This window comes from Streptomyces sp. NPDC044033 (assembly GCF_056434425.1).
In genome coordinates this window covers 1-26592 of sequence record NZ_JBWKFF010000006.1, presented here as the reverse complement: position 1 = coordinate 26592, position 26592 = coordinate 1, and the positions used below count along the sequence as shown (strand labels likewise).

The window sequence follows — 26592 nt, the reverse complement described above, 5'->3', positions numbered from 1 at the left end:
CGAGGCGAGCGGTCGGCGGCGGGCATCGCCCGCCGATCTGGGGGAGGGGGTGGTACGCACTCGACGCGGGCGGCACACCGGAGGGACTGCGGAGGTGGTGACGGCGGTGTCGTCGGCCCAACCGGCCCAACCGGGTCAACACCACCGCGTCAGCCCCATCACCTCAGCCCGACCACATCAACCCATCTACGCCAACCCGGCTGTGCCATCCCACCTCACGCACGTCACCTACCTCGCCTGACCCCCCTCACCTCACCGAAGTCAGCTCACCTGAGGCATGACCTTGTCGGCGATCAGCTCCAGGTGGTCCAGGTCCGACAGGTCGAGCATCTGGAGGTAGATCCGCTGCGATCCGATCGACTCGAACTGGCCGATCCTCTCGGCGACCTCGTCCGGGGACCCGGCGAGCCCGTTCTCCCGGAGATCCTCCACGCTGCGGCCGATCGCCTCGGCCCGGCGCGCGACCTCCGCGTCGTTCTTGCCGACACAGGCGACGAGGGCGTTGGAGTAGACGAGTTCGGACGCCTTGCGCCCCCGCTCCTCGACCGCCGCCCGTACCCGTCCGAACTGCTGCTCCGAGTCCTCAGGGGAGGCGAAGGGAATGTTGAACTCGTCCGCGTAGCGCGCGGCGATGGCGGGGGTGCGCTTCGTGCCGTGGCCGCCGACGAGCACCGGGATGCGGGGCTGTGCGGGCTTCGGCAGCGCGGGTGAGTCGGTGAGCTGGTAGTACGTGCCGTCGAAGGAGTAGCGGTCGCCGACGGGCGTGTTCCACAGGCCCGTAATGATCTCCAGCTGCTCCTCCAGCCGCCCGAACTTCTCCTTCGGGAAGGGGATGCCGTACGCCTCGTGCTCCTCGGCGTACCACCCGGAGCCGAGACCGAAGTCCACCCGGCCGCCGGACATCTGGTCGACCTGCGCCACCTGGATGGCGAGCACGCCCGGGAGCCGGAAGGTGCCGGCCGTCATCAGGGTGCCGAGGCGGATGCGCTTGGTCTCGCGGGCGAGTCCGGCCAGCGTGACCCAGGCGTCGGTCGGGCCGGGCAGGCCGTCGACGTTCCCCATGTGCAGATAGTGGTCGGAGCGGAAGAAGGCTCCATAGTTCAGCTCTTCCGCGGTCTGTGCGACGCGGAGGAGGGTGTCGTAGGTTGCGCCCTGCTGAGGTTCGGTGAAGATGCGAAGATCCATACCCCCATTTTGCCCCGCGGGCCGGCGAATCGATCACCGCGCGGCCCGAGGACACTCATGATCATTACCCCCGCCACCCCCCTCGCCGCAGCCCTCGCCCGCGGGCCGCTCGTCCTCGACGGAGGACTGTCCAATGAATTGGCGGCGCAGGGATGCGACCTCTCCGACGACCTGTGGTCGGCGCGCCTCCTCGCCGACGACCCGCGGCAGATCGAGGCAGCGCACACGGCGTACGCGAGAGCGGGTGCGCAGGTGCTGATCACCTCCAGTTATCAGGCCACGTACGAGGGGTTCGCGCGGCGCGGGGCCGGGCGGGCCGAGGCGGGGGCGCTGCTGCGGCGGAGTGTGGAGCTGGCCCGGCGGGCGGCCGGAGCCGTGGAGAGCGAGGTCTGGGTCGCCGCGTCCGTCGGGCCGTACGGCGCGATGCTGGCGGACGGCAGCGAGTACCGCGGGCGGTACGGGCTGAGCGTGGCGGAGCTGGAGCGGTTCCACCGGCCCCGGGTGGCGGCGCTCGCCGAGGCGGAGCCGGACGTCCTCGCCCTGGAGACCGTGCCGGACGCCGACGAAGGGGAGGCCCTGCTGCGGGCGGTCGAGGGGTGCGGGGTGCCCGTATGGCTCACCTATACCGTCGCGGGCGAGACCACCCGCGCCGGGCAGCCGCTGGCGGACGCCTTCCGCCTCGCGGCGGGCAATGACCAGGTGATCGCGGTCGGCGTCAACTGCTGCGAGCCGGACGACGCCGAGCGGGCCGTGGAGATCGCGGCGCGGACCACGGGGAAGCCGGTGGTGGTGTACCCGAACAGTGGGGAGGTGTGGGACGCACGGGCACGGAGTTGGCGAGGGAGGCCCACGTTCGATCCGGCGCGGGTCAGTGCGTGGCAGGCCGCGGGCGCCCGGCTCATCGGTGGCTGCTGCCGGGTCGGCCCGGAGCGGATCGAGGAGCTGGCGCGGACGATCGCCGGAGGTCCCGCCTCCGGCGAAAAGCGATAGGAGCGCAGGTTGAAGAGGGGGATACTGGTACATGTGTTCCTGACAATCACCACTACCGGCAGCCCAGAGCGCCCCGCCACCGACCTCGGATTCCTGCTGCACAAGCATCCCGACAAGGCGCAGCGCTTCTCCACCTCGCACGGCACCGCACACGTCCTCTACCCCGAGGCGACGGCGGAGCGCTGCACGGCGGCGCTGCTGCTGGAGGTGGACGCTGTGGCGCTGGTGCGGCGAGGCCGGGGCAAGGGGCGCGACGGCGGGGCCGACTCGGCGCTCGCGCAGTACGTCAACGACCGTCCGTACGCGGCCTCTTCGCTGCTCGCCGTGGCGCTCAGCGCAGTGTTCTCCAGCGCCCTCAAGGGCCAGTGCCAGGCCCGTCCCGAGCTGCCCGGACGGCCGCTGCCGCTGCGCATCGAGGTGCCCGCGCTGCCCGCACGCGGCACCGGCGCCCTGGTGACCCGGCTGTTCGAGCCGCTCGGCTGGGCGGTGACGGCGGAGCCGGTGGTGTTGGACGAGCAGTTCCCCGAGTGGGGCGACTCGCGGTACGTACGGCTCGTGCTGGAGGGCGAGTTGCGGCTGGCCGACGCGCTGCGCCAGCTGTACGTGCTGCTGCCGGTGCTCGACGACGCCAAGCACTACTGGGTCTCGCCCGACGAGGTCGACAAGCTGCTGCGCTCCGGCGAGGGCTGGCTGGAGAACCACCCCGAGCAACACCTCATCACCAGCCGCTATCTCGCCCGGCGCGAGGCGCTGACCCGGGACGCGCTCGACCGCCTCGAACTCGCCCGGCTCGCCGAGGCCGACGGCAGCGAGGCGGAAGAGCTCGACAACGCCGTGGACGAGGAGAGCGACACCGAGGGCACGCCCGTACCACTGGCCGTGCAGCGGCGCGAGGCGATCCTCGGGGAGCTGCGTGCGGCCAAGGCGGCGCGGGTGCTCGACCTCGGCTGCGGGCAGGGCCAGTTGGTGGGCGCGCTCCTCAAGGACGCCCGGTTCACCGACGTCGTCGGCGTCGACGTCTCGATGCGGGCGCTGAAGGAAGCCGCGCGGCGGCTCCGGCTGGACCGGATGTCCGAGCGGCAGGCCGCCCGGGTGCAGCTGTTGCAGGGTTCCCTCGCCTATACCGACAGCAGGCTCAAGGGGTACGACGCGGCGGTGCTCAGCGAAGTGATCGAGCACCTCGACCTGCCGCGGCTGCCCGCGCTGGAGTACGCCGTCTTCGGTGCGGCCAGGCCGGGGACCGTGCTGGTCAGCACGCCCAATGTCGAATACAACGTGCGCTGGGAGAGCCTGCCCGCCGGGCATGTGCGCCACAGCGACCACCGCTTCGAGTGGACGCGCGCGGAGTTCCGCGCGTGGGCCGAGGGCGTGGCCGAACGGCACGGCTACGCAGTGGAGTTCCGTCCGGTGGGACCCGACGACCCGGAGGTCGGTCCGCCGACCCAGCTGGCCGTGTTCACCATGAACGCGCGGGACGAGACCGTACGGAAGAACGAGACCGTACGCGCGAACGGATCCGCGCGGAAGAACGACACCGCGAAGAACGAGTCCGCGAAGGGCGAGACCGTGAAGAACGAGACCAAGAAGGAGGAGAAGGCAGCATGACCGGCATCGACACCGTCGCTGACGACAAGCGCACTCTCGCCGTGCCCGACCTCTCCCTCGTGGTCCTCGTCGGCGCCACCGGCTCCGGCAAATCCACCTTCGCGGCACGTCACTTCAAGCCCACCGAGATCATCTCCTCGGACTTCTGCCGCGGTCTGGTCAGCGACGACGAGAACGACCAGGGCGCCAGCCGGGACGCCTTCGACGTCCTGCACTACATCGCGGGCAAACGGCTCGCGGCCGGCCGGCTCACCGTCATCGACGCCACCAGCGTCCAGGCGGAGAGCCGCAAGCAGCTCGTGCGGCTGGCCCGTGAACACGACGTGCTGCCGGTGGCGATCGTCCTCGACATGCCCGAACAGGTCTGCGCGGAGCGCAACGCGGCGCGCCCCGACCGGGCCGGCCTATCCGGCCATGTCATCCAGCGCCACCAGCGCGAACTGCGCCGTTCCCTGCGCCACTTGGAGCGCGAGGGGTTCCGCAAGGTGCACGTCCTGCGCGGCGTGGAGCAGGCGGAGGCCGCCGAAATCAGCCTGGAGCGGCGCTACAACGACCTGCGGCACCGCACCGGCCCGTTCGACATCATCGGAGACATCCACGGCTGCCGCTCCGAGCTGGAGACCCTGCTCGCCAAGCTCGGGTACGCCGTCGAGCGCGACGGCGCGGGCCGGCCGGTGGACGCCGCGCACCCCGACGGCCGCACGGCCGTCTTCGTCGGCGACCTCGTGGACCGCGGCCCGGACAGCCCCGGCGTGCTCCGCCTCGTCATGGGCATGGTCGCCGCCGGCCACGCGCTGTGCGTGCCCGGCAACCACGAGAACAAGCTCAGCCGCTATCTGAAGGGCCGCAACGTCCAGCACACGCACGGGCTCGCCGAGACCATCGAGCAGCTGGAGAAGGAGGACGATGAGGACGGGGCCTTCGTCGCGGCGGCCCGCGACTTCATCGAGTCGCTTGTGAGCCACTACGTGCTCGACGGCGGGAGCCTCGTCGTCTGCCACGCCGGGCTGCCCGAGAAGTACCACGGCCGCACCTCCGGCCGGGTCCGCTCGCACGCCCTGTACGGGGACACGACCGGGGAGACCGACGAGTTCGGCCTGCCCGTGCGCTACCCGTGGGCGGAGGAGTACCGGGGCCGCGCCGCCGTCGTCTACGGCCACACGCCCGTACCGAACACCTCCTGGATCAACAACACCATCTGCCTCGACACCGGCGCCGTCTTCGGCGGCAAGATGACCGCCCTGCGCTGGCCCGAGCGCGAACTGGTCGACGTCCCGGCCGAGCGGGTCTGGTACGAGCCGGCCCGGCCGCTCACGTCCGAGGCGCCCGGCGGCGCCGACGGCCGGCCGCTCGACCTCGCCGACGTCGCCGGCCGGCGGGCCGTGGAGACCCGGCACATGGGCCGGATAGCGGTGAAGGAGGAGAACGCCGCCGCCGCGCTGGAGGTCATGAGCCGCTTCGCGATCGACCCGCGGCTGCTCGCCTACCTTCCGCCGACCATGGCGCCCTGCGCGACCTCGAAGGAGGACGGCTATCTGGAGCACCCGGTGGAAGCCTTCGCCGGTTACCGCGCGGACGGCGTGCGCCACGTGGTGTGCGAGGAGAAGCACATGGGGTCGCGGGCGGTGGTCCTGCTCTGCCGCGACCAGGACGTCGCGCGGGAGCGCTTCGGAGCGGGCGACGGAGTGACGGGGGCGCTGCACACGCGCACCGGCCGGCCGTTCTTCAACGACCCGGCGCAGACCGAGGCGGTCCTCGCGCGGCTGCGGAGCGCCGTCGACGGGGCGGGTCTGTGGGAGGAGCTGGCCACCGGCTGGCTGCTGTTCGACGCGGAGCTGATGCCGTGGTCCCTCAAGTCCGGCGGGCTGCTCCGCAACCAGTACGCGGCCGTCGGCGCCGCCTCCCGCGCCGTCTTCCCGGGCGCGCTGGCGGCCCTGGAGTCGGCGGCGGCGCGCGGCGTGGACGTGTCCGGCCTCCTCGATCTACAGCGCGAGCGGGCCGCCGACGCGGCGGCCTTCACCGAGGCGTACCGCCGCTACTGCTGGCCGGTCGAGAGCCTGGCCGACGTGCGGCTCGCACCGTTCCAGATCCTGGCCGCCGAGGGCCGCAGCCTCGCCGCGGTGCCGCACGACGAGCAGCTGGCGTGGCTGGACCGCCTCGTCGACCAGGACGGGCGGAGCTCCGGCGGGCTGCTCACCCGTACCCGCCGGCTCGTCGTCGACATGGAGGACGAGGCGTCGGTCGCCGCCGGTGTGCGGTGGTGGCTCGACCTGACCGCGGCGGGCGGCGAGGGCATGGTCGTCAAGCCGCTCCAGGCGTATCTGCGCCGGGCGGACGGCAGGCTCAACCAGCCCGGCGTCAAGTGCCGTGGCCGTGAGTACCTGCGCATCGTCTACGGACCGGAGTACACACGCCCGGAGAACCTGGTCCGGCTGCGCGCACGGCATCTGGGGCACAAGCGATCGCTCGCCCTGCGGGAGTACGCGCTCGGTCTGGAGGCGCTGGACCGGATGGCGGACGGCGAACCGCTGTGGCGGGTGCACGAGGCGGTGTTCGCGGTACTGGCCCTGGAATCGGAGCCGGTCGACCCCCGCCTCTGACGGAGCCGCCCCCGCCTCTGATGGATCTGACGGACCTCATGGCGCCCAGGGTTCCCACGGATCCCACGGATCCCACGGCGCCGACGGTTCCGGCGGATCTCACGGCTCCCGCGGTACCGACGCTTTCGAGCTGCCCCCGCCCGGTCTCGGCCGGGGGCAGCCGGGCGCAGGGCGCAGAGCACAGGGCCCGCGCCCGGCTCCGCGCCCTGTTCCGAGGCAGGCGGCCGCCGGGCCGCCACCCCCGCTCCCGAGCCCGGCGCGTCGTGCACCGAGTGATCACGGCCGGTTCGGGCCAGGATGGGCGCATGGGATTCCATGTCGACTCCGAGGCCGGGCGGCTGCGCCGCGTCATCCTGCACCGCCCCGACCTGGAGCTGAAGCGCCTCACTCCGTCCAACAAGGACGCCCTGCTCTTCGACGACGTCCTGTGGGTGCGCCGTGCCCGCGCCGAGCACGACGGCTTCGCCGACGTGCTGCGCGACCGCGGCGTCGAGGTGCACCTCTTCCAGGACCTCCTCGCCGAGAGCCTCGCGGTGCCGGCCGCCCGTGCGCTCGTACTGGACCGGGTCTTCGACGAGAAGGAGTACGGGCCGCTCGCCACCGGGCCGCTGCGCGCCGCCTTCGACGAGCTGTCGGTGCCCGAGCTGGCCGAGGCGCTGGTCGGCGGGATGACGAAGCGGGAGTTCCTGACCGGGTACGCCGAGCCGGTGTCCGTACGGTTCCACGCGATGGAGCTGGACGACTTCCTGCTCAATCCGCTGCCCAACCACCTCTTCACCCGCGACGCCTCGGCCTGGGTCTACGACGGGGTCTCCATCAACGCGATGCGCTGGCCCGCCCGCTGGCACGAGACGGTGCACTACGAGGCCGTCTACCGCCACCACCCGCTCTTCGCGAGCGCCGATTTCCATGTCTGGTCGGAGGGGCAGGCAGCCTACCCCTCGACCATCGAGGGCGGCGACGTGCTGGTCATCGGCGATGGGGCGGTACTCATCGGGATGAGCGAGCGGACCACCCCGCAGGCCGTGGAGATGCTGGCGCGCGGGCTCTTCGCGGCGGGGTCGGCCCGTACGATCGTGGCCCTGGACATGCCCAAGGGGCGGGCGTTCATGCACCTGGACACCGTGATGACGATGGTGGACGGCGACACCTTCACGCAGTACGCGGGGCTCGGGATGCTCCGCTCCTACACGATCGAACCGGGCTCCGGCGAGCGCGACCTCAAGGTCACCGACCATCCGCCGGGCCATATGCACCGCGCCATCGCGGCGGCGCTCGGCCTGGACTCGATCCGGGTGCTGACGGCGACGCAGGACGTGCACGCGGCGGAGCGCGAGCAGTGGGACGACGGCTGCAATGTGCTGGCCATAGAGCCGGGTGTGGTGGTCGCCTACGAGCGGAACGCGACCACCAACACGTTTCTGCGCAAACACGGCATCGAGGTGATCACGATCCCCGGCAGCGAGCTGGGCCGGGGGAGGGGCGGCCCCCGCTGTATGAGCTGCCCGGTGGAGAGAGACCCTGTATAGCCCGCCGCCCGAAGGGTCCGGCCCAGTCGTCCCCACGTCAGCCGCGCCGTATCCATATGCGGAGCGTCGTATACACTTCCGTAATTCCCTGTAGTCGTGACCGAGGAGCCCACCCCATGGCGATAGATCTCACGGGCCGCCACTTCCTCAAGGAGCTGGACTTCACCGCCGAGGAGTTCCACGGCCTGGTCGACCTGGCCGCGCGGCTCAAGGCCGCCAAGCGCGCGGGCACCGAGGAGCAGCGGCTCTGCGGCAGGAACATCGCCCTGATCTTCGAGAAGACCTCCACCCGCACCCGCTGCGCCTTCGAGGTGGCCGCCGCCGACCAGGGCGCGTCCACGACCTACCTCGACCCGGCCGGTTCGCAGATCGGGCACAAGGAGTCGGTGAAGGACACGGCGCGCGTGCTGGGCCGGATGTTCGATGGGATCGAGTACCGGGGGAGCGGCCAGGAGGTCGTCGAGGAGCTGGGGCGGTACGCGGGCGTCCCCGTCTTCAACGGGCTCACCGACGAGTGGCACCCCACCCAGATGCTGGCCGACGTGCTCACAGTCGTCGAGCACGCCGCGAAGCCGCTGGAGCAGGTCGCGTTCGCCTATCTCGGTGACGCCCGCTACAACATGGGCAACTCCTACCTCGTCACGGGGGCGCTGCTCGGCATGGACGTACGGATCGTCGCGCCGCGGCGGATGTGGCCGGCGGGCGAGGTCGTGGCCGAGGCGCGGCGGCTGGCCGAGGGTTCCGGCGCGCGCGTCACGCTCACCGAGGACGTCGCCGAGGGCGTGCGCGGCGCGGACTTCGTCGCCACCGACGTCTGGGTGTCGATGGGCGAGCCCAAGGAGGTCTGGGAGGAGCGGATCAAGCTGCTCTCCGGGTACTCCGTGACCATGGACGTGCTGCGCGCCACCGGCAACCCCGATGTGAAGTTCCTGCACTGCCTGCCCGCCTTCCACGACCTCGGCACCGCGGTCGGCCGGGAGATCTACGAGCAGCACGGGCTGACCTCCCTGGAGGTCACCGACGAGGTCTTCGAGTCGGCGCACTCCGTCGTCTTCGACGAGGCCGAGAACCGCATGCACACCATCAAGGCCGTGCTGGTCGCGACGCTGGGCCGCGAGGGCATAGCAACCCCATAGCGGCCTCATGGCGGCCCCATGGCAACCCCGTGGCCGTATCGCCGCAGGGGCACGACAGTCACGGCAGTCCACAACAGCCACGACAGTCCACAACACCCAAGGCGACCGCATAGCCATACGCCCGAATGGGCGATCATGCATAGTTTTCGGCTACTATTCACTTATTCGGTGGGGTCCGGGCATACGCGCCCGGACCCCACCCGCTTGTGCACGACCAGAGAAGAGAACCACCCCATGCCCCCGTCCGGACTGCGCGTCAAGTCCCCCGATCTGCTCATCGCCGAGTCCGGCGCGGACCTCGAAGGGCATGGCCTCAAACGCACCATGGGCCTCTTCCAGCTCGTGTGCTTCGGCGTCGGCGCGATCGTCGGCACCGGCATCTTCGTCGGCCTCTCCGACACGGTCGCCCAGGCGGGCCCGGCCGCCGCCGTCTCCTTTGTGATCGCCGCCGTGACCTGTGTCTTCACCGCCTTCTCCTTCGCGGAGCTGGGCGGCGCGATCCCCGTCTCGGGCTCCTCCTACTCGTACGCCTACGCGACGCTCGGCGAGGGCGCGGCCTTCCTTATCGGCTGGTGCCTGCTGCTGGAGTACGGCGTCTCGGTCTCGGCCGTCGCGGTCGGATGGGGCCAGTATCTGAACGAGCTGCTCGCCGGACTCATCGGCCACCAACTGCCCGCAGCCCTGTCCAACGCCCCCGGCGAGGGCGGCGTCATCAACCTCCCCGCCGTCGTGGTGATGCTGCTCGCGGCGACACTGCTGGTGCGCGGGGTGCGGGAGAGCGCGCGGGCCACCGCGTTCATGGCCGTGCTGAAGATCGCCGTCCTCATCCTCTTCTGTGCCATCGCGTTCACCGCCTTCAAGGCCGGCCACCTCTCGCCCTTCGCCTCCCACGGCATCGCCGGGGTCACCTCCGGCGCCTCGGTCGCGTTCTTCTCGTACATCGGCTTCGACGCGATCACCACGGCCGGCGAGGAGGTCAAGAACCCGCGGCGCACCATCCCGCTGGCGATCATGATCTGCATCGGCGTCGTCACGCTGCTCTACTGCCTGGTCGCCTTCGCCGCGGTCGGCGCGATGTCCGCCGACGCCGTGGCCGACCGGCCCGCGGCCCTCTCGCTCATCGTCAACCAGGTCACCGGCTCGACCCTCGGCGGCGGCATCATCGCCTTCGGCGCGGTCGTCGCCATCGCCTCCGTGGTGCTGGCCGTGATGTACGGGCAGACCCGCATCCTCATGTCCATGTCCCGGGACGGCCTGATCCCGCGCGTCTTCGAGCGCATCTCCCCGAAGACCTCGACGCCCGTCGCGGGCACCTGGATCGTCGCGGCGGTCTTCGCGGTGCCCGCCGCGTTCGTACCGCTGGACGTGGTGCTGAACCTGACCACCATCGGCACCCTCGCCGTCATGGCGGTGGTCAACGTCGCCGTCGTCGCGCTGCGCCGCACGCGCCCCGATCTGCCGCGGCCCTTCCGGGCCCGGCTCTTCCCGCTCACGCCGGTCCTCGGCGTCGGCTTCTGCCTGTATCTGATGTACGGGACGGGGCCGGCGACCTGGGCGCAGTTCGCCGCCTTCCTGGCGGTCGGCGCGCTCGTGTACGTCCTCTACGGGCGTCCCCGCTCGCGCATCGGCGCCAAGGGGGATGACTCCGGCGGCAGGGTCCTGGCAGGCGTCAGCACGCCGAGCGGAGAGTGAACCAGACGGCCTTGCCGTGTTCCGTGGCGCGGTAGCCGGACGCCGCGCTCAGCGTACGGATCAGCAGCAGGCCCCGGCCGTGCTCGTCGAGGCTGTCCGGGGACGGCGACGGTGCGGGGCCGCGGCTGTCCAGGCCGCCCACCGGGGCCGGGTCGCGATCGTGCACCTCGACCTGGCAGCCGGTCTCCAGCAGCTCCACCACCAGCTCTATCGGGTCGTCGCCGACCGTGTGCTCCACCGCGTTGGCCACCAGCTCCGCCGTGAGCAGCTCCGCCGTATCGCTGTCCGCCGCCGCCTCGATGTCCGTGAGCGCACTGCGGATCAGGGCGCGCGCGATCGGCACGGCGGCCGTGGTGTGCGGCAGGAAGATGCGCCAGAAGGCCGAGCGGGCGGTGTCGGGCAACGTATCGGTCCGTTCGTAGAAGGACTCTTTCCGACTTCAACAGTACGAAATGGGTGATCGTGGTGTCAGAGTCCCCGGTCCACGGTTCGCGGGACTTCCGGCTCCCCTGATACCGGCCCCGCCGTTCGGCGGCCTTCGGTCGACTGTCCCGCAGCGATATAGCGCACTCGTGACGACAGTCATGCTTCGGTGATAACTTCGGAAGGCAGGCAGCACCAGCCGTCCGGCTGAAGGAGGCCGTGCTCCATGAGTCCGTTCACCGGGTCCGCGCACCGCACCCAGGCCGAGGAATGGCGGAACCTCCGCCTCACCCTCGACAACGGCGTCGCGACCGTCACTTTCGCCCGCCCCGAGAAACTCAACGCCCTCACCTTCGGCGCCTACGCCGACCTGCGCGACCTCCTCCCGGAGCTGGCCCGCGACGGTTCCGTACGGACCCTCGTGCTCGGCGGCGAGGGCCGCGGCTTCTGCTCCGGCGGCGACGTCGACGACATCATCGGCGCCACCCTGGCCATGGACACCGGTGAGCTCCTCGACTTCAACCGGATGACCGGGCAGGTCGTACGGGCTCTGCGCGAATGCCCCTTCCCCGTGGTCGCCGCGGTGCACGGCGTCGCCGCGGGCGCGGGCGCGGTCCTCGCCCTGGCCGCGGACTTCCGGGTCGCCGACCCCTCGGCCCGCTTCGCGTTCCTGTTCACCCGCGTCGGGCTGTCCGGCGGTGACATGGGCGCCGCCTATCTGCTGCCGCGCGTCGTCGGCCTCGGGCACGCGACCCGGCTGCTGATGCTCGGCGAGCCGGTGCGCGCCCCGGAGGCCGAGCGGATCGGCCTGATCAGCGAGCTGGTGGACGAGGGGCAGGCCCCCGCCGCGGCCGCCGCGCTCGCCCGCCGCCTCGCCGAGGGCCCCGCCCTCGCCTACGCGCAGACCAAGGCGCTGCTCACCGCCGAACTCGACATGCCGCTGTCCGCCGCCGTCGAGATGGACGCGGCGACCCAGGCGCTGCTGATGAACAGCGGCGACTACGCCGAGTTCCACGCCGCGTTCACCGAGAAGCGCCCGCCGAAATGGCAGGGGCGGTGACGCCCGCGGCGGGAACGGGGGAAGCGTCGGCGGCCACACGGATCGCGGTCATCGGCGGCGGCCCCGGCGGCCTCTACGCCGCCGCCCTCCTCAAACGCCTCGACCCCCGGCGCGAGATCACCGTCTGGGAGCGCAACGCCCCCGACGACACCTTCGGCTTCGGCGTCGTCCTCTCCGACGAGACGCTCGGCGGCATCGAACACGCCGACCCCGTCGTCTACCGCGCGCTCAGCGACGCGTTCGTGCGCTGGGACGACATCGACGTGGTCCACCGCGGCACCGTGCAGCGCTCCGGCGGCCACGGCTTCGCCGCCCTCGGCCGCCGCCGGCTCCTGGAGATCCTGCACGAGCGGTGCGCCTCGCTCGGCGTCGAGCTGCGGTTCCGGACCGAGGCCCCGCCCGCCGCCGTGCTGGCCCGCTCGTACGACCTGGTCATCGCGGCCGACGGGGTGCACAGCCTCACGCGCGACGCCCACCGCGACGCCTTCCGGCCGCGCATCACCACGCACCGCTGCCGCTACATCTGGCTCGCCGCCGACTTCGCCTTCGACGCCTTCCGCTTCGAGACCGCCGAGACCGAACACGGCATCATCCAGCTGCACGGCTACCCCTACGCCCAACCGTCACCCGAACACCGCCCGGCAACGGCGCCCACCGGCGCCCATCGCCCCGCAACCGGGCCCTCCGGGCCGCAGCACGGCCTCGGCGCCTCCACCGTCATCGTCGAGATGCGCGAAGAGGTCTGGCGCGCCGCCGGCCTCGACCGCTGCGACGAGCAGGGCTCCATCGACCAGTGCTCCAAGCTCTTCGCCGACGCCCTCGACGGCCGGCCGCTGCGCGGCAACAACTCCAGCTGGACCGCCTTCCGCACCGTCGTCAACGAGCACTGGTCGCACGGCAACACCGTCCTGATCGGCGATGCCGCGCACACCGCCCACTTCTCCATCGGCTCCGGCACCAAGCTCGCCGTCGAGGACGCCCTCGCGCTCGCCGCCTGCCTCACCGAGCGGCCCACCGTCGCCGAGGCGCTCGCCGCGTACGAGGCCGAGCGCCGCGCCGTCGTGCTGTCCACCCAGCGGGCTGCCCGCGCCAGCCTCGAATGGTTCGAGGATCTCGCGGTCTACGCCGCCCAGCCGCCCCGGCAGTTCGCCTTCAACCTCCTCACCCGCAGCCGTCGCGTCACCCATGACAATCTGCGGCTGCGCGACGCGGAGTTCGTCGCCTCCGTCGAGCGCGAGGCGGCCGTACCGCCCGGCACGCCCCCCATGTTCACGCCCCTGACCCTGCGCGGACTGACCCTGCGCAACCGCGTCGTCGTCTCGCCGATGGACATGTACAGCGCCGAGAACGGCGAGCCCGGCGACTTCCACCTCGTCCACCTCGGCGCGCGCGCCCTCGGCGGCGCGGGCCTGGTCATGACCGAGATGATCTGCGTCAGCGAGCGGGGCCGCATCACCCCCGGCTGCGCCGGTCTGTACGCGCCCGAGCACGAGCGGGCCTGGCGGCGCGTCACCGACTTCGTGCACACGAGCGCGCCCGGCACCGCCATCGGCGCTCAGATAGGCCACTCCGGCCGCAAGGGCTCCACCCGCCTCATGTGGGACGGCATCGACCAGCCCCTGCCGGACGGCAACTGGCCGCTGGCCGCCCCCTCGCCGCTGCCGTACCGCCCCGGAGTCAACCAGACCCCGCACGCGCTCGACGACGCCGGACTCGCCGCGATACGCGACCAGTTCACACGGTCCGCCGAAGCCGCCGACCGCGCCGGGTTCGACCTCCTCGAACTCCACTGCGCGCACGGCTATCTGCTCTCCTCCTTCCTCTCCCCGCTCACCAACCGGCGCACCGACGCCTACGGCGGAGACCTCGCGGCCCGGCTGCGCTACCCCCTCGAAGTGTTCGACGCCGTACGGGCCGTGTGGCCGGCCGAGAAGCCGATGACCGTGCGCATCTCCGCGACCGACTGGGCGCAGGGCGGCAACACCGGCGCCGACGCCATCGAGACCGCCCGCGCCTTCGCGGCCCACGGCGCCGACGCCATCGACGTCTCCACCGGCCAGGTGGTCTCCGACGAGGCCCCGGACTTCGGCCGCTCGTACCAGACGCCGTTCGCCGACCGGATCCGCAACACGCTCGGCGTACCGGTCGTCGCGGTGGGCGCCATCTCCTCCTGGGACGACGTCAACTCCTTGATCCTGGCGGGCCGCGCCGACCTCTGCGCGCTGGCCCGCCCGCACCTCTACGACCCGCAGTGGACCCTGCACGCCGCAGCCGACCAGTCCTATACGGGCCCCGGCGCGCCTTGGCCCCTGCCGTACCGGGCCGGCAGCCGCACACCTCCGACGGGCCGCACGGACGGCCCCAAACCCCGCCTGACCTTGGGGGTGTGACGGGCTGTCAGTAAGACGACCTGTCAGGGAGACGATCCGTCAGCAAGTCGGCCTGTCAGGGAGACGATCCGTCAGCAAGTCGGCCTGTCAGGGAGACGATCCGTCAGCAAGCCGGCCCGTCAGTAGGCCGATCCGTCAGCAAGCCGGCCTGTCAACAAGCAGACCTGTCAGTAGGCTGGTCCGTCAGCGAGCCGGCCCGTCACGAAGACCACCGCGCCGCGTACACCGCGCCCGCGTCCCGCAGCTTGCGGTGCAGCGCGCCGAACACCTCGGCCGCCCGCGCGCCCGGCCAGTCCGGCGGCAGCAGCGCGGGCGGCAGCCCCGGGTCCGCGTAGGGCAGCTGCCGCCAGGAGTCCAGCGCCAGCAGATAGTCGCGGTAGGCGTCCGCGGGCGGCACGACCCGGCGGCGCGCCCAGCGGCCCAGCACCGGCTCGTGCGCGTCCAGAAAAGCCTGGTGCCGCTTGGCCAGCCCGGCCAGATCCCACCACCGCGCGACCGCCGCGGCCGTCGGCTCGAACCCGGCGTGCTCGCCTCGGAAGAGGTCCACATAGCCGGCGAGCCCCAGCCGCTCCAAGGTGTGCCGCGTCTCGTCGTGAACGTGCGCCGGAGCGATCCACACCCCCGGCGCCGCCGTGCCGAACCCCAGCCCGGCCAGCCGTGAGCGCAGCAGGTGCCGCTTGTTCCGCTCCTCCTCGGGGACCGAGAAGACCGCGAGCAGCCAGCCGTCGCCGCAGCGCGCCGAGGGCCGCGTGTAGATGCGCCGATCGCCGTCGTCGAGCAGCTGCCGGGCGTCGGGGGAGAGTGCGTAGCCGGCCGCCCCGCCCTCCGTGCGGTCCGCGACGAGGAGCCCGCGCCGCTTCAGCCGGGAGACCGCCGACCGCACCGAGGGCGGGTCCACGCCCACGGCGCCCAGCAGCCGGATGAGGGCGGCGACGGGTACCGGGCCGGCGGGGGAGTGGGCGTCCCCGCGCCCGTACGCGCCGTAGAACGTGACGATGAGGGAACGGGGAGCGTGCTGGTCAGTCACGGGGAAACTGTAAAGCGCCGCCGCGCAGCCGGAAGCGCTGGAGCTTGCCGGTCGGCGTGCGGGGGAGCGCCTCGACGAACACGATCTCGCGGGGACACTTGAAGGGCGCGATCTCCTTCTTGGTGAACTCGCGGAGCGCGGCGACGGTCTCCGCGGTGCCCGCCACGCCCTGCCGGAGCACCACATGGGCGACGACGATCTCCCCCCGCTCCTCGTCCGGCCGCCCCACCACCGCCACCTCGGCCACATCGGGATGGAGCGACAGCGCGTCCTCGACCTCGGGGCCCGCGATGTTGTACCCGGCCGAGATGATCATGTCGTCGGCGCGCGCCACATAGCGGAAGTAGCCGTCGGGCTCGCGTACGTAGGTGTCGCCCGTGAGGTTCCAGCCGCCCTGTACGTACCCGCGCTGCCGCTCGTCCGACAGATAGCGGCAGCCCGTGGGCCCGCGCACCGCGAGCAGCCCCGGCGCGCCGTCCGCCACCGGGTGCCCGTCCGTGCCGACGACCCGCGCCTGGAAACCGGGCACCGCGACGCCCGTCGTACCCGGCCGGACGGACTCGTCGGCGGCTGAGATGAAGATGTGCAGCATCTCGGTCGCCCCGATGCCGTTGATGACGCGCAGGCCGGTGGCCCGGTGCCAGTCGCGCCACAGGGCGGCCGGCAGGTTCTCCCCGGCGGACACGCACCGGCGCAGCGACGACGTGTCGTACGAGCCGAGCTTGCCGAGCATCGCGCGGTAGGCGGTGGGCGCGGTGAACAGCACGGAGACCCGGTGTTTCTCGATGTTGGCGAGCAGCCCCTCGGGGCCGGCCCGGTCCGCGAGGAGCGCGCAGGCGCCCACCCGCAGCGGGAAGATCACCAGTCCGCCCAGCCCGAAGGTGAACCCCAGCGGGGGGCTGCCCGCGAACACGTCGGTCCGCCGCGGCCGCAGCACATGCGCCGAGAACGTGTCGGCGATGGCCAGCACATCGCGGTGGAAGTGCATACAGCCCTTGGGGCGGCCCGTCGTCCCGGAGGTGAAGGCGATCAGCGCCACGTCGTCGGCGGCGGTCGCCACCGGTTCGTACGACGCGGGCTTGCCGTCGGCCAGCCGCAGCAGGTCATCGGGGCTCTCGCCGCCGAACGCCGTGACGCGCAGCCCCGGCACGTCCGCCCGTACGAGATCGTCGAGGCAGCCGGCGTCGCACAGCGCGTGCCGTATGCGGGCGATCTCGCAGATCGTCGCCAGTTCGGTGGAGCGCTGCGCGGCCAGCACCGTGACGGCCACCGCGCCCGCCTTCATCACCGCGAGCCAGCAGGCCGCCAGCCACGGCGAGGTGGGCCCGCGCAGCAGGACCCGGTTGCCGGGGACCACCCCGAGATCGAGGGTGAGGGTGTGCGCTATCCGGTCGACGTGGCCGCGCAGCTCGTCGTACGACCAGACGCCGCCCGCCCCGTCCAGCATGGCCGGGCGCCCGGCGTCCGGCCCCAGCCGCCGCACGGTGGCGTCGAGGAGCTCGGCGCCGCAGTTGAGCCGTTCGGGGTAGCGCGGCACGGGCGGCTCATGGAGCAGTACCGGCCACTCGTCGGCGGGTGGCAGGTGATCGCGCGGAAAGGTGTCGACGTGGGCCGAAGGACTGAGCTCCATGACGCATGCGCCCCCTCGCGCCGAAAAGGGAAGTGGGGGTCTTGCAGGCAGCGACGATCCAATGTCAGCGTAACGTCTTGGTGACGACAGTCAACAGACCGCGATAAAGGAGGCGCCCGGTGACCACCCCGTTCGCGCTGGAGCCACACCAGCGGCAGTGGTGCGCCGAACTGCGCGCCCTCGCAGCGGAACAGCTCCATCCGCTCGCGTCCGGCGGCGCGCCCGGCCGCGTCAACCGGCCGCTCGTCGCGGCCCTCGGCGAGCTGGGGCTACTGGCCCGGGTATTCCCTGCCGACGGCCCCGTACGCGCCATGGACCTCTGCCTGTTGCGCGAATCGCTCGCCGCCGAGTGCACGGAGGCCGAGACGGCCCTCGCCCTCCAGGGCCTCGGCGCGTACCCTGTCGTCCTCTCCGGGACCGCTGAACAGCGAGCCCGCTGGCTGCCCGAGGTCGTCGCGGGCCGCGCGGTCGCGGCCTTCGCGCTGAGCGAGCCCGACGCCGGCTCCGATGCCGCCGCCCTGGCCCTGCGCGCCGACCCGGACGGCCCCGGACAGTGGCGGCTGACCGGCGAGAAGTGCTGGATCTCCAACGCCCCCGAGGCCGACTTCTCCACCGTCTTCGCCCGTACGACCCCGGGCGCGGGGGCCCGCGGCGTCTCCGCCTTCCTCGTCCCCGCCGACCGCCCGGGCCTGACCGGCGCGCCGCTCGACATGCTCAGCCCCCACCCCATCGGCACCCTCGCCTTCGACGTCGTCCCGGTCACCCGCGACGACCTGCTCGGCGAGGCCGACGACGGCTTCCGCGTCGCCATGCGCACGCTCAACCTCTTCCGGCCCAGCGTCGGCGCGTTCGCGGTCGGCATGGCACAGGCCGCGTTCGACGCGGCGGTGCGCCACGCGGGGGAGCGGCAGGCGTTCGGCGGCCCGCTCAAGGACCTCCAGGCGGTCTCCCACCAGCTCGCCGAGATGGCCACCCGCACGGAAGCCGCGCGGCTGCTGGTGTACGCGGCCGCGGCGGCGTACGACGCGGGGGCGCCCGGCGTCGCGGCCAGCTCCGCCATGGCCAAGCTGCTGGCCACCGAGACGGCCCAGTACGTCGTGGACGCGGCCGTCCAACTCCACGGCGCGCGGGCGCTGCGCCGCGGCCATCTGCTGGAACACCTCTACCGCGAGGTGCGCGCGCCGCGCATCTACGAGGGGGCGAGCGAGGTCCAGCGGACGATCATCGCCAAGGAGCTGTACCGGGGGCGGCCGGGTGCCGACGCATCCGCGGGCGCCCCCGGCCCTGCCCCTGTACCGCGAGGAGGAGAGGACCGATGAACGACGAGACTGCCGTGACCGGCGCGAATGACGGCGCTGGCGTGTCCGCCGCCGAGCCGGGACTGGTGCGGATCAACCCGGCGGAGCTGTCCCCGCCCACCGGGTTCACGCACGCCGTGACCGCCACCGGCGGCCGCCTCGTCTTCCTGGCCGGGCAGACGGCCCTGGACGGGGACGGCAAGGTCGTCAACGGCGGGTTGGTGACGCAGTTCGAGCAGGCGCTGGCCAATCTCCTCGCGGCCCTGCGCGCGGCGGGCGGGCGGCCCGACCAGCTCGCTCGCGTCACGGTCTACGCCACGGACGTGGCCGACTACCGCGCGCACGCGCCCGAACTCGGCCGAGCGTGGCGGAGGCTGGCCGGTGGCGACTATCCGGCGATGGCCGTCATCGGGGCGGCGAGGCTCTGGGACGAGCAGGCGATGGTGGAGCTGGACGGCATAGCGGTCCTGCCGTGAGCGCCGCGGGTCACTTCCCCTCGCTTTCCGAGCGGGCGGCGGCGAAGCCGCGCAGCCAGGCCGCCCGCCGGGGATCGCCGGCCGGATACGGGCAGTCCGCGCCGGACTCGCCCAGCTCGTGGGCCAGCCGCCCCTCCTTGAGCGCTGCCACCAATTCGCCGCGTGCCGCCATTGAGCCCTGCCTCACGATTCCGGCCCGACCGGGCCGGCCTGATCCGATCCGTCCGGTGTCGTATACGAGTTTGGCGTCTCCCCTGAAGATCGGGTAGACCAAGAAGGTGCTGTTTCGCCAACTCGAATATCTGGTGGCGCTGTCGCGCGAGCGACACTTCGCCCGCGCCGCGCAAGCGTGCTACGTCTCCCAGCCGGCCCTTTCCGAGGCCGTACGGAAGCTGGAGGACGAACTCGGCGTGCCCCTCGTCCGCCGGGGCCGGAAGTTCGAGAGCCTCACGCCCGAGGGCGAACGCATCGTCCTGTGGGCGCAGCGCATCCTCGCCGACCGCGACGCCCTCACCGACGAGGTCGACGCCCTGCGTACGGGCCTCAGCGGACAGCTGCGCGTCGGCTCGGTGCCGACCGCCTCGACGGCCGTATCGCTGCTCACGGAGCCGTTCTGCACGGAACACCCGCTGGCGAGTGTGCGTGTTCTCTCCGACCTGAAATCGGAGGACGTGCTCCGTAAGGTCCAGGATTTCGAGATCGATGCCGGAATCACTTACCTGCGCGCCGGAATTTCGGAGAAATTCCAGGTGGTGCCGCTTTATCGCGAGCGTTATGTACTGCTGACCGGTACGGCCATAGGCCGCCCCGGGGCCCGGAGCGCGACCTGGGCGGAGGCGGCCCGGCTGCCGCTGTGTCTGCTGGTCGGCACCATGCAGGGCCGCCGCGTCCTCGACGAGATCTTCGAGGCGGCGGGGGCCCGGGCCGAGCCGGAGGTGGAGACCGATTCGGTGGCGTCCCTGTTCGCCCACGTCAGGACGGGTCGCTGGGTCGGCGTCGTGCCGTACGCCTGGCTGCACGTCTTCGGCGTGCCGCGCGGGATGCGGGCGCTGCCGCTGGTGGAGCCGGACCGCACCGCGCCGATGGGGCTGGTGACCACGACTCGGGAGCCGGGGTCGGTGATGGCCCGCGCACTGGCGGAGCTGGCGCGGCGGACGGATGTGGCGGCGATGCTGGAACGCCTGCCGACGGACTCCCTGACGGCGCCCTGATCCTCCATATCCCTTCCCGGCCCTGATAGGCGGAACTTATCAGGCATTCCAAAATGCCTCTTTGACGCTACTTCGGAATGGGGCCAGGGTGGAAGCAGTTCGGAATTCGGCAAATCGCCGGAGAAACGTCCGACTGCTTTCACAGGAGTAATGATGGCCAAGATCGTGTGTGTTCTGTACCCGGACCCGGTGGACGGCTTCCCGCCGAAGTACGCTCGCGACGACATTCCCACCGTGAACGGCTACCCCGGCGGACAGACCGCGCCCACCCCCGACGCCGTGGACTTCACCCCCGGCGAACTGCTCGGCAGCGTCTCGGGCGAACTCGGCCTCCGCACGTTCCTCGAAGAGCGCGGCCACACCCTGGTCGTCACCTCCGACAAGGAAGGCCCGGACTCGGAGCTTGAGCGCGAACTCCCCGACGCCGATGTCGTCATCTCCCAGCCCTTCTGGCCCGCCTACCTCTCCGAGGCGCGCATCGCCAAGGCCCCCAACCTCAAGCTCGCCATCACCGCGGGCATCGGCTCGGACCACGTGGACCTCGACGCGGCCATCGAGCGCGGCATGACCGTGGCCGAGGTGACGTACAGCAACAGCATCAGCGTCGCCGAACACGCGGTGATGCAGATCCTCGCCCTGGTCCGCAACTACCTCCCCTCCCACAAGTGGGCGGCCGAGGGCGGCTGGAACATCGCCGACTGCGTGGCCAACGCCTATGACCTGGAGGGCATGAACGTCGGCGTCATCGCCGCCGGCCGGATCGGCGTCGCGGTCCTGCGCCGCCTCGCGCCCTTCGACGTCAACCTGCACTACACCGACAAGCGCCGGCTGCCGCGCGAGACCGAGGAGGAGCTGGGGCTGACCTACCACCCCGACGCGCGGTCGCTGTCCCGCGCCGTCGACGTGGTCTCCATCCACTGCCCGCTGCACGCCGAGACCGAGCGCCTCTTCGACGAGGAGCTCATCGGCAGCATGAAGCGCGGCTCGTACATCATCAACACCGCCCGCGCCCAGATCGTCGACCAGGACGCGGTGACCGCCGCCCTCAACTCCGGCCAGCTGGGCGGGTACGCGGGCGACGTCTGGTACCCGCAGCCCGCCCCCGCCGACCACCCCTGGCGCACCGCCCCCCACAACGGCATGACCCCGCACGTCTCCGGCACCACGCTCTCCGCCCAGGCCCGGTACGCCGCCGGCACCCGCGAGATCCTGGAGGACTTCCTGGCCGAGCGCCCGATCCGCGACGAATACCTCATCGTCGACGGCGGCAGCCTGGCAGGCACCGGCGCGGCCTCGTACACGGCCGGCAGCGGCACGGCCCCGGGCGTCAGCGCGTAACTCTCACCACCCCTCTCGCAGGCAGAACGGGCCGGACGGCACACCAGCCACCCGGCCCGCTGTGCTGCGCGCGTAAGCAGCCGAGCACTGAACCTCGCGCTCCCCGCGCCCCCGTGTCAGCCCACGAGTTGTATTTCGCCGTGGGTTCCGCTGTCGTCGACGCCCGGGTAGTAGCTGAGTTTGCCGTCGTTCCACCGCACGAGAATGTCGTCGGGCCGCTCCTCTGCGGCGAGGGCCCCGACCGTGAGCAACTGCGCGTTCCGCCACGCCGAGCCCGTCGGCCTGATGTCGGTGCTGCCGTGGAAGCCGTGGGTGTCGATGCCGGGGAAGATGGCGGTGTCGCCGTTGTTCCAGCTGATCAGTAGGTCGTCGGTTTTCTTCCCAGTGAACTCACCGGAGCCGATCTGCGCGGCTTGGGTCCAGTTCTTGTCCGCGTTCCGTAGCTGGGTCCAGCCTTGTAGTCCCTTGTTGCCGATGTCGGCGTACATCGACACTGAGCCGTTCTCCCAGAGGGCGAGCAGGTCGTCGCGGCGTCCGTCGCCGGTGAAGTCCCCGACGGTGATGAGGCGGGCGTTCTTCCAGTACGGATTGTCCTTGCGCTCGGGGAACAGCGTCTTCTCCCCATGGAACCCGTCTCGGTCGATGTGGGTGTACTCCGTCACCTCTCCATCGACCCAGCGCACCACCAGCCCGTCACTGCCGTTGTCGGCGAATCTGCCGCCAGTGATTGCCCGCGCGTACTTCCAAACGCTCCCCGTGTCGGCGAGCTTGTACTCGGCTGAGAAGGGGTACTTGGGTTCCCTCTTGCGGGCAGCCTGGTAGAGGATGACCGACCCATCGGCGTCTGCCACGATCGCATCGCTGTAACCAGTGCCGGTGAAGTTCCCGGAGGCCATCAGCGCGGACTTCTGCCACTTGCCCGAACTCCCCAGCGGAAGCGGCACCTCGGGTTGATGGTAAGCGCCGAGGTCGGTGTGGCGGGAGTGTTCGGCGTCGTCGTAGAGCTGGAAGAACCGCTCCCCGTGCATGGGGCTGTAGGAGATCCGGTTGTACATCGGGTCGCTGGACGGCACATCGAGGCCGCCGCCGTTATACCCGCCCACGTTCCCGATGATCTCCCCCGTCCCGGTCGCCTGGTCGATTCCGGAGAACCAAGGGCCGCCCGAGACGCCGGCCCACATGCCCGCGCAATCGATCCGCATCTGGTGGAAGCCGGGCAGTGCTTCCGTCCGCGCGGAACATTCGACCGGAACGTCCTGCGGGTTGTGGCTGACCGTGGGATAGCCGACGATGCTGACGTCGTTGTCGTACTGCTCGGTGCGCGCAAGTGTGTTGCCTCCCACTGCGTCCTGGAGGCTCATGCCGCCGTTCGGCGCCACACGAGCGAAGGCGAAATCAAGGTCAGATTCCGGCTTTTTGGTGTTCCTCTCATACCGACTGTCGACGAACCACTCGCTGACCGGCCAGACCCCGTACGGCTGGTCCGACAGGGACTTCTGAGCGTCGTATTCGGGCACGAACACCGCCTTGGAGTCCACGCAGTGCCCTGCCGTCAGGATGAGGCTGCGGTTGTCGCTCTGTATGGCGCTCGCCGAGCAGTAGTGGGCTCGCATGCTCTTGTCGACGGCGAAGAGCATGCCGACGGACTTGATACCGAGGAATGGGCCGGGGGCCGGCGCTCCGGGAAGGGGAGCACCCTTGAGGTTGAGCACGCCGCCTCTGCGAGGCGCCGGAACGCGCCCGGACGGGTCGGTGGCGGAGGCGATGCGTGCCGGGGTCCAGAACCGCAGTGCGTCCGCGGACGACCAGCCTTCGCCGTTCTCGGCTCTGGTGTCGGACGTGGAGGAGCTACGGCGCGATCCTTGCGAGGCGGCCGGCGTCGGGTGCGGCAGCGAAACTGCATCGGCCGCTGCCGGCCCTGCCTCCGGTCGACGTCCTTCGGACGGTGATGCCGAGGCGGCAGCGGTGCTGCCACAAATGACGAGAAGAGCACCACAGGCAGAGGCCACGGCCGAGAAGCGGCGCGTGCGTAACAGGCGCAAGGAAGGAGCTCCGTTCAAGACAGGGTGTCAGCACGCGTCAACAGGGCGCGGGAGGATGCTGTTACGGGATGCCGCCTCCCGGTCGCGCGCGTGGTCGGGAACCGCATGCCAATGCCGGGCCGGACACTGCTCGTGGTGGTCGGCCCGGCTGGAACATGGCGTGTCAGCGGGCGAGTTGGATTTCACTGTGGGTTCCGGTGCCGTCGACGCCCGGGTAGTAGCTGAGTTCGCCGTCCACCCATCGCACCAGGACGTCGTTCGGGCGGGTGTTGGCGGCGAAGGCGCCGACCGTGAGCGCCCGAGCGTACTTCCAGTCCGATCCGGCGGGACTGATGTCGGTGCTGCCGTGGAAGCCGTGGGTGTCGAGGCCGGGGAAGAGGGCGGTGTTGCCGTTGTTCCAGCTGATGAGGAGGTCGTCGGTTTTCTTGCCAGTGAACTCGCCCGAGCTGATCTGTGCGGCCTGGGTCCAGTTCTTGTCCGCGTTCCGCAGCTGGGTCCAGCCCTGCAGACCCTGGCCGTCGATGTCGGCGTACATCGACACCGAGCCGTTCTCCCAGAGAGCGAGCAGGTCGTCGCGGCGTCCGTCGCCGGTGAAGTCCCCGACGGGGATGAGGCGGGCGTTCTTCCAGTACGGATTGTCCTTGCGCTCGGGGAACAGCGTCTTCTCTCCGTGGAATCCGTCCCGGTCGACGTGGGTGTACTCCGTCACCTCTCCATCGACCCAGCGCACCACCAGCCCGTCACTGCCACTGCCAGTGAAACTGCCCCCGGTGATCGCCTGCGCGTACTGCCAGGTACTTCCGGCCTGCGCGAGCTGGTACTGCGTCGAGAACGGGTACTTCGGGTCCTTGTGATCGGCGCCCTGATAAAGGGTGACCGAACCATCCGACCAGCGGACGACCATGTCCATGTGCCGCTTGCCGCCGGCCGAGCCGCCCGTGAAGTATCCCGAGACCAGGTAGTCCGCCTTTTTCCAGTCCGCCCGCGGCAGCAGCGTGCGCGAGGAGACCGACTGGACCCAGTCCGCGACGTCGTCCACGCGGGTGTCGACGGCGTCCGTACGCGTCTCCGTCTCATCGCTGCCGAAGCAACCCCCCTGCCAGGCAGTGGAATTGACGGCGACCAGTTCGAGCCGCCCACCGTCCTCCCGGAACGCCGGCCCGCCGGTGTCCCCCTTGCAGACACTTGCCGTGGCCGCGGTCTTGCCGGCGAGACCGATGGCGGTGTCCTTGACCGAGCCCACCTCGAACGCGGCGGAGTGCAGTCGGTCGGGCGCCCAGTCTTCCTTGGTACGGCCGTAGCCGGCGACACGCAACGCCTCGCCCTTGCCGGGCGCGGCCGTCCCCACGGCGATGGGGGCGATGCCCGTGACGGGTTTGGCCAGTTTGACCATCACGAGGTCGCGATCACCGCGCGGTACGAGCTCGACCGCGTCGACCACGGTGCCGGTCGTGCTCGTGAGGTCCGTACGGCCGACGGTGACGACCGTCTTGTCCTTCGGTGCGCCCCCGGGAATCTGAAAACCCTGTTCCGGGGCATCCGCGAAGCACCGGGAGGCGGTGAGCACCCACTGACTCTCGACCAGCGCCCCCGAACAACTGCGCTTGCCATCGCCGATATCGAGTCTCGCGGTGAACGCGTACTGACCGTCCCTGACCTCGTCGCCGACCACGGCGTGTGCCTGCGTACTGGTTAACAGTCCGGCGATGATGCCGGTCGCGAGAAAACCTGTCGCCCACCCAGAGCGTGCTGCCTTGCCAGACATGTGTCTTCCTTGACTATTTCTTTGGGATTTAGAGTGCAACTTGGTGCCCATGGCAGTTGGCGTAGCCGTCACTTCTTGGCGACGATCTCCAGCAGAGTGAAATCGCGTCCCTGGGGGTCGGAGGCTTCTCCGACCGTGGTCCACTTGTCCTTGTCCAAGCTGAAGGATTTCTCAGAATCAGCCGTGATCATGTTGAGGTCGACTGCGTAGTCATTGCCCTTGGCCGTGTACACAGCGGGCAGCTCCAGGCTCAAGTATCCTGCTTTCCCGGTGACGCGGAAGCAGAAGTGACGTTTGCCGGACGTGTCTGCAGGGTCCGTGCTTCGTGCGTACACTTCGACGAGCCCGGGTCGACCGTCGCACGTGGTCAGCGTGATGTGCCCGTCGCCGCGCTTGAGCTTGATGCCGCGTTCCTTGAAGATCTTGTCGGCCTGAGGGTAGTCGAAGTCCTCCACAGCCGATGGGGGAGAGTCCGTGCTCTCGGCGATCGCTGTCGCGGAGCTGCCCAGCACTATGGTGCCGAGAACGATGCCCACGGTGAGCAGTCGAGAAGTAGGTCTCATCGATTCTTTGTCCTTCGTGATAGATGGAGCGAAGAGGACACCCGCAGCAGCGCGCGGACGTGTCTCGCAGGCGAATGAAAAATGGGATGGCTGCGGCGGAGGCTTCCGCCGCACGGGCGTATGGCCCATTGGCAGTACGGCAGCCTCGACTTGGCGACCTATTGATACCACTAACTCGGGTGTGTGACGAGGCCCGGTTTGGCGGGATGCCATCCCAGGAGGATTCTGTTGACGCAGACCTGTGTCCGGTGGGGGACGCAGTGTCCTTCCTGAAGAGTTCCTGAAGATTGGCCCGTGGGGAAGCCGGGCTGCGGAGGGCTCTGCCTCTTTGGGCAAATGCATCGCAAAGATCGTTTGGCTTCTGTTTCGCTATACGATCAGGCGCGGCATGCTGCGGCAAGTGCCGTTGCGCGGGGGTGCGTTCGGCAACGGATCATCCCGTGCTTCTTTGAGGGGAATCAACCGTGAAGAGACCTTTACCGAGTGTGCTGCGCGCACCACGTCTGCGCCTGAGACTTTCCGCCGCCACAGCTCTCCCGCTGGCTGTGACCGTGTTCGGTACGACGGCGGCGCACGCGCTGCCGGCCGAGGCTGCGGACCCCGGCCCGCCGCCGAACGCACGTGCACAGGTG

Annotated in this window: 20 protein-coding genes; 12 read left to right on the top strand and 8 right to left on the bottom strand. The window is 70.8% G+C overall.

Translation table 11 applies throughout. The annotated features are described in order from the left end of the window. Positions 1-261: 261 nt before the first annotated feature. Positions 262-1185 carry an LLM class F420-dependent oxidoreductase gene (locus tag AC07AB_RS13240; protein WP_478564777.1) on the bottom strand — a complete coding sequence of 308 codons (924 nt, stop codon included), beginning with the start codon at positions 1183-1185 and terminating at the stop codon, positions 262-264. Positions 1186-1242: 57 nt separating this feature from the next. On the opposite strand from AC07AB_RS13240, the gene mmuM reads away from it, so the two are divergent. The 6 genes from mmuM to AC07AB_RS13210 all read left to right on the top strand — a co-directional run bounded on the left by mmuM (position 1243) and on the right by AC07AB_RS13210 (position 10737). Next, a complete protein-coding gene (mmuM, locus tag AC07AB_RS13235; protein ID WP_478564774.1) occupies positions 1243-2175 on the top strand; it encodes a homocysteine S-methyltransferase in 933 nt (310 codons plus the stop codon). Positions 2176-2208: 33 nt separating this feature from the next. After that, the gene (locus AC07AB_RS13230) at positions 2209-3780 is read left to right on the top strand and encodes a 3' terminal RNA ribose 2'-O-methyltransferase Hen1 (RefSeq protein ID WP_478564771.1); all 1572 of its coding nucleotides are present in this window, start codon (positions 2209-2211) and stop codon (positions 3778-3780) included. Continuing rightward, complete coding sequence (locus AC07AB_RS13225) at positions 3777-6380, top strand: polynucleotide kinase-phosphatase (protein WP_478564768.1); 2604 nt, start codon at positions 3777-3779, stop codon at positions 6378-6380. Before AC07AB_RS13230 ends, AC07AB_RS13225 begins: the two co-directional genes overlap by 4 nt. Positions 6381-6685: 305 nt before the next feature. Next, a complete protein-coding gene (locus AC07AB_RS13220; RefSeq protein WP_478564765.1) occupies positions 6686-7909 on the top strand; it encodes an arginine deiminase in 1224 nt (407 codons plus the stop codon). A gap of 116 nt (positions 7910-8025) precedes the next feature. Further along, positions 8026-9045 carry an ornithine carbamoyltransferase gene (gene argF / locus AC07AB_RS13215; RefSeq protein ID WP_478564763.1) on the top strand — a complete coding sequence of 340 codons (1020 nt, stop codon included), beginning with the start codon at positions 8026-8028 and terminating at the stop codon, positions 9043-9045. A gap of 234 nt (positions 9046-9279) precedes the next feature. Then, entirely contained in the window at positions 9280-10737 is a 1458-nt protein-coding gene (locus AC07AB_RS13210) for an amino acid permease (RefSeq protein WP_478564760.1), read from the top strand. Here the strand turns inward: AC07AB_RS13210 and AC07AB_RS13205 are convergent. Further along, positions 10715-11140: an ATP-binding protein gene (locus tag AC07AB_RS13205; protein ID WP_478564757.1), complete on the bottom strand. Its 426-nt coding sequence runs from the start codon at positions 11138-11140 to the stop codon at positions 10715-10717. The two genes, AC07AB_RS13210 and AC07AB_RS13205, sit on opposite strands and share 23 nt — an antisense overlap. A 246-nt stretch (positions 11141-11386) precedes the next feature. Between AC07AB_RS13205 and AC07AB_RS13200 the strand changes: the two genes are divergently transcribed. Continuing rightward, the gene (locus tag AC07AB_RS13200) at positions 11387-12220 is read left to right on the top strand and encodes an enoyl-CoA hydratase family protein (RefSeq protein WP_478564754.1); all 834 of its coding nucleotides are present in this window, start codon (positions 11387-11389) and stop codon (positions 12218-12220) included. Then, positions 12205-14610 carry an oxidoreductase gene (locus AC07AB_RS13195; RefSeq protein ID WP_478564751.1) on the top strand — a complete coding sequence of 802 codons (2406 nt, stop codon included), beginning with the start codon at positions 12205-12207 and terminating at the stop codon, positions 14608-14610. The genes AC07AB_RS13200 and AC07AB_RS13195 overlap by 16 nt, the downstream gene beginning before the upstream one ends. A 199-nt stretch (positions 14611-14809) precedes the next feature. Here the strand turns inward: AC07AB_RS13195 and AC07AB_RS13190 are convergent, their stop codons facing one another. Both AC07AB_RS13190 and AC07AB_RS13185 read right to left on the bottom strand, forming a co-directional pair. Further along, positions 14810-15637 carry a PaaX family transcriptional regulator gene (locus AC07AB_RS13190; protein WP_478564748.1) on the bottom strand — a complete coding sequence of 276 codons (828 nt, stop codon included), beginning with the start codon at positions 15635-15637 and terminating at the stop codon, positions 14810-14812. Then, entirely contained in the window at positions 15630-17267 is a 1638-nt protein-coding gene (locus AC07AB_RS13185; RefSeq protein ID WP_478564745.1) for an AMP-binding protein, read from the bottom strand. The genes AC07AB_RS13190 and AC07AB_RS13185 overlap by 8 nt, the downstream gene beginning before the upstream one ends. A 119-nt stretch (positions 17268-17386) precedes the next feature. Between AC07AB_RS13185 and AC07AB_RS13180 the strand changes: the two genes are divergently transcribed. Together AC07AB_RS13180 and AC07AB_RS13175 are read left to right on the top strand one after the other, a co-directional pair. Then, entirely contained in the window at positions 17387-18586 is a 1200-nt protein-coding gene (locus AC07AB_RS13180) for an acyl-CoA dehydrogenase family protein (RefSeq protein ID WP_478564742.1), read from the top strand. Continuing rightward, complete coding sequence (locus AC07AB_RS13175; protein ID WP_478564739.1) at positions 18583-19041, top strand: RidA family protein; 459 nt, start codon at positions 18583-18585, stop codon at positions 19039-19041. Before AC07AB_RS13180 ends, AC07AB_RS13175 begins: the two co-directional genes overlap by 4 nt. 10 nt (positions 19042-19051) lie before the next feature. Here the strand turns inward: AC07AB_RS13175 and AC07AB_RS13170 are convergent, their stop codons facing one another. Then, positions 19052-19213: an Rmf/CrpP fold protein gene (locus AC07AB_RS13170; protein ID WP_478564736.1), complete on the bottom strand. Its 162-nt coding sequence runs from the start codon at positions 19211-19213 to the stop codon at positions 19052-19054. A 106-nt stretch (positions 19214-19319) separates the two neighbouring features. Between AC07AB_RS13170 and AC07AB_RS13165 the strand changes: the two genes are divergently transcribed. Further along, entirely contained in the window at positions 19320-20252 is a 933-nt protein-coding gene (locus AC07AB_RS13165; RefSeq protein ID WP_478564733.1) for a LysR family transcriptional regulator, read from the top strand. A gap of 153 nt (positions 20253-20405) precedes the next feature. After that, positions 20406-21590 (top strand): NAD-dependent formate dehydrogenase, encoded by a 1185-nt coding sequence (locus AC07AB_RS13160; protein ID WP_478564730.1) that lies wholly within the window; start codon positions 20406-20408, stop codon positions 21588-21590. 116 nt (positions 21591-21706) lie between these two features. Here the strand turns inward: AC07AB_RS13160 and AC07AB_RS13155 are convergent, their stop codons facing one another. The 3 genes from AC07AB_RS13155 to AC07AB_RS13145 form a co-directional block, all read right to left on the bottom strand. Continuing rightward, positions 21707-23302, bottom strand: a complete 1596-nt coding sequence (locus tag AC07AB_RS13155; protein ID WP_478564727.1) for a trypsin-like serine peptidase — start codon at positions 23300-23302, stop codon at positions 21707-21709. 493 nt (positions 23303-23795) lie between these two features. Beyond that, positions 23796-25397 carry a S1 family peptidase gene (locus AC07AB_RS13150; protein ID WP_478564724.1) on the bottom strand — a complete coding sequence of 534 codons (1602 nt, stop codon included), beginning with the start codon at positions 25395-25397 and terminating at the stop codon, positions 23796-23798. 68 nt (positions 25398-25465) lie between these two features. After that, a complete protein-coding gene (locus AC07AB_RS13145; RefSeq protein WP_478564721.1) occupies positions 25466-25933 on the bottom strand; it encodes a hypothetical protein in 468 nt (155 codons plus the stop codon). Positions 25934-26592 lie beyond the last annotated feature (659 nt).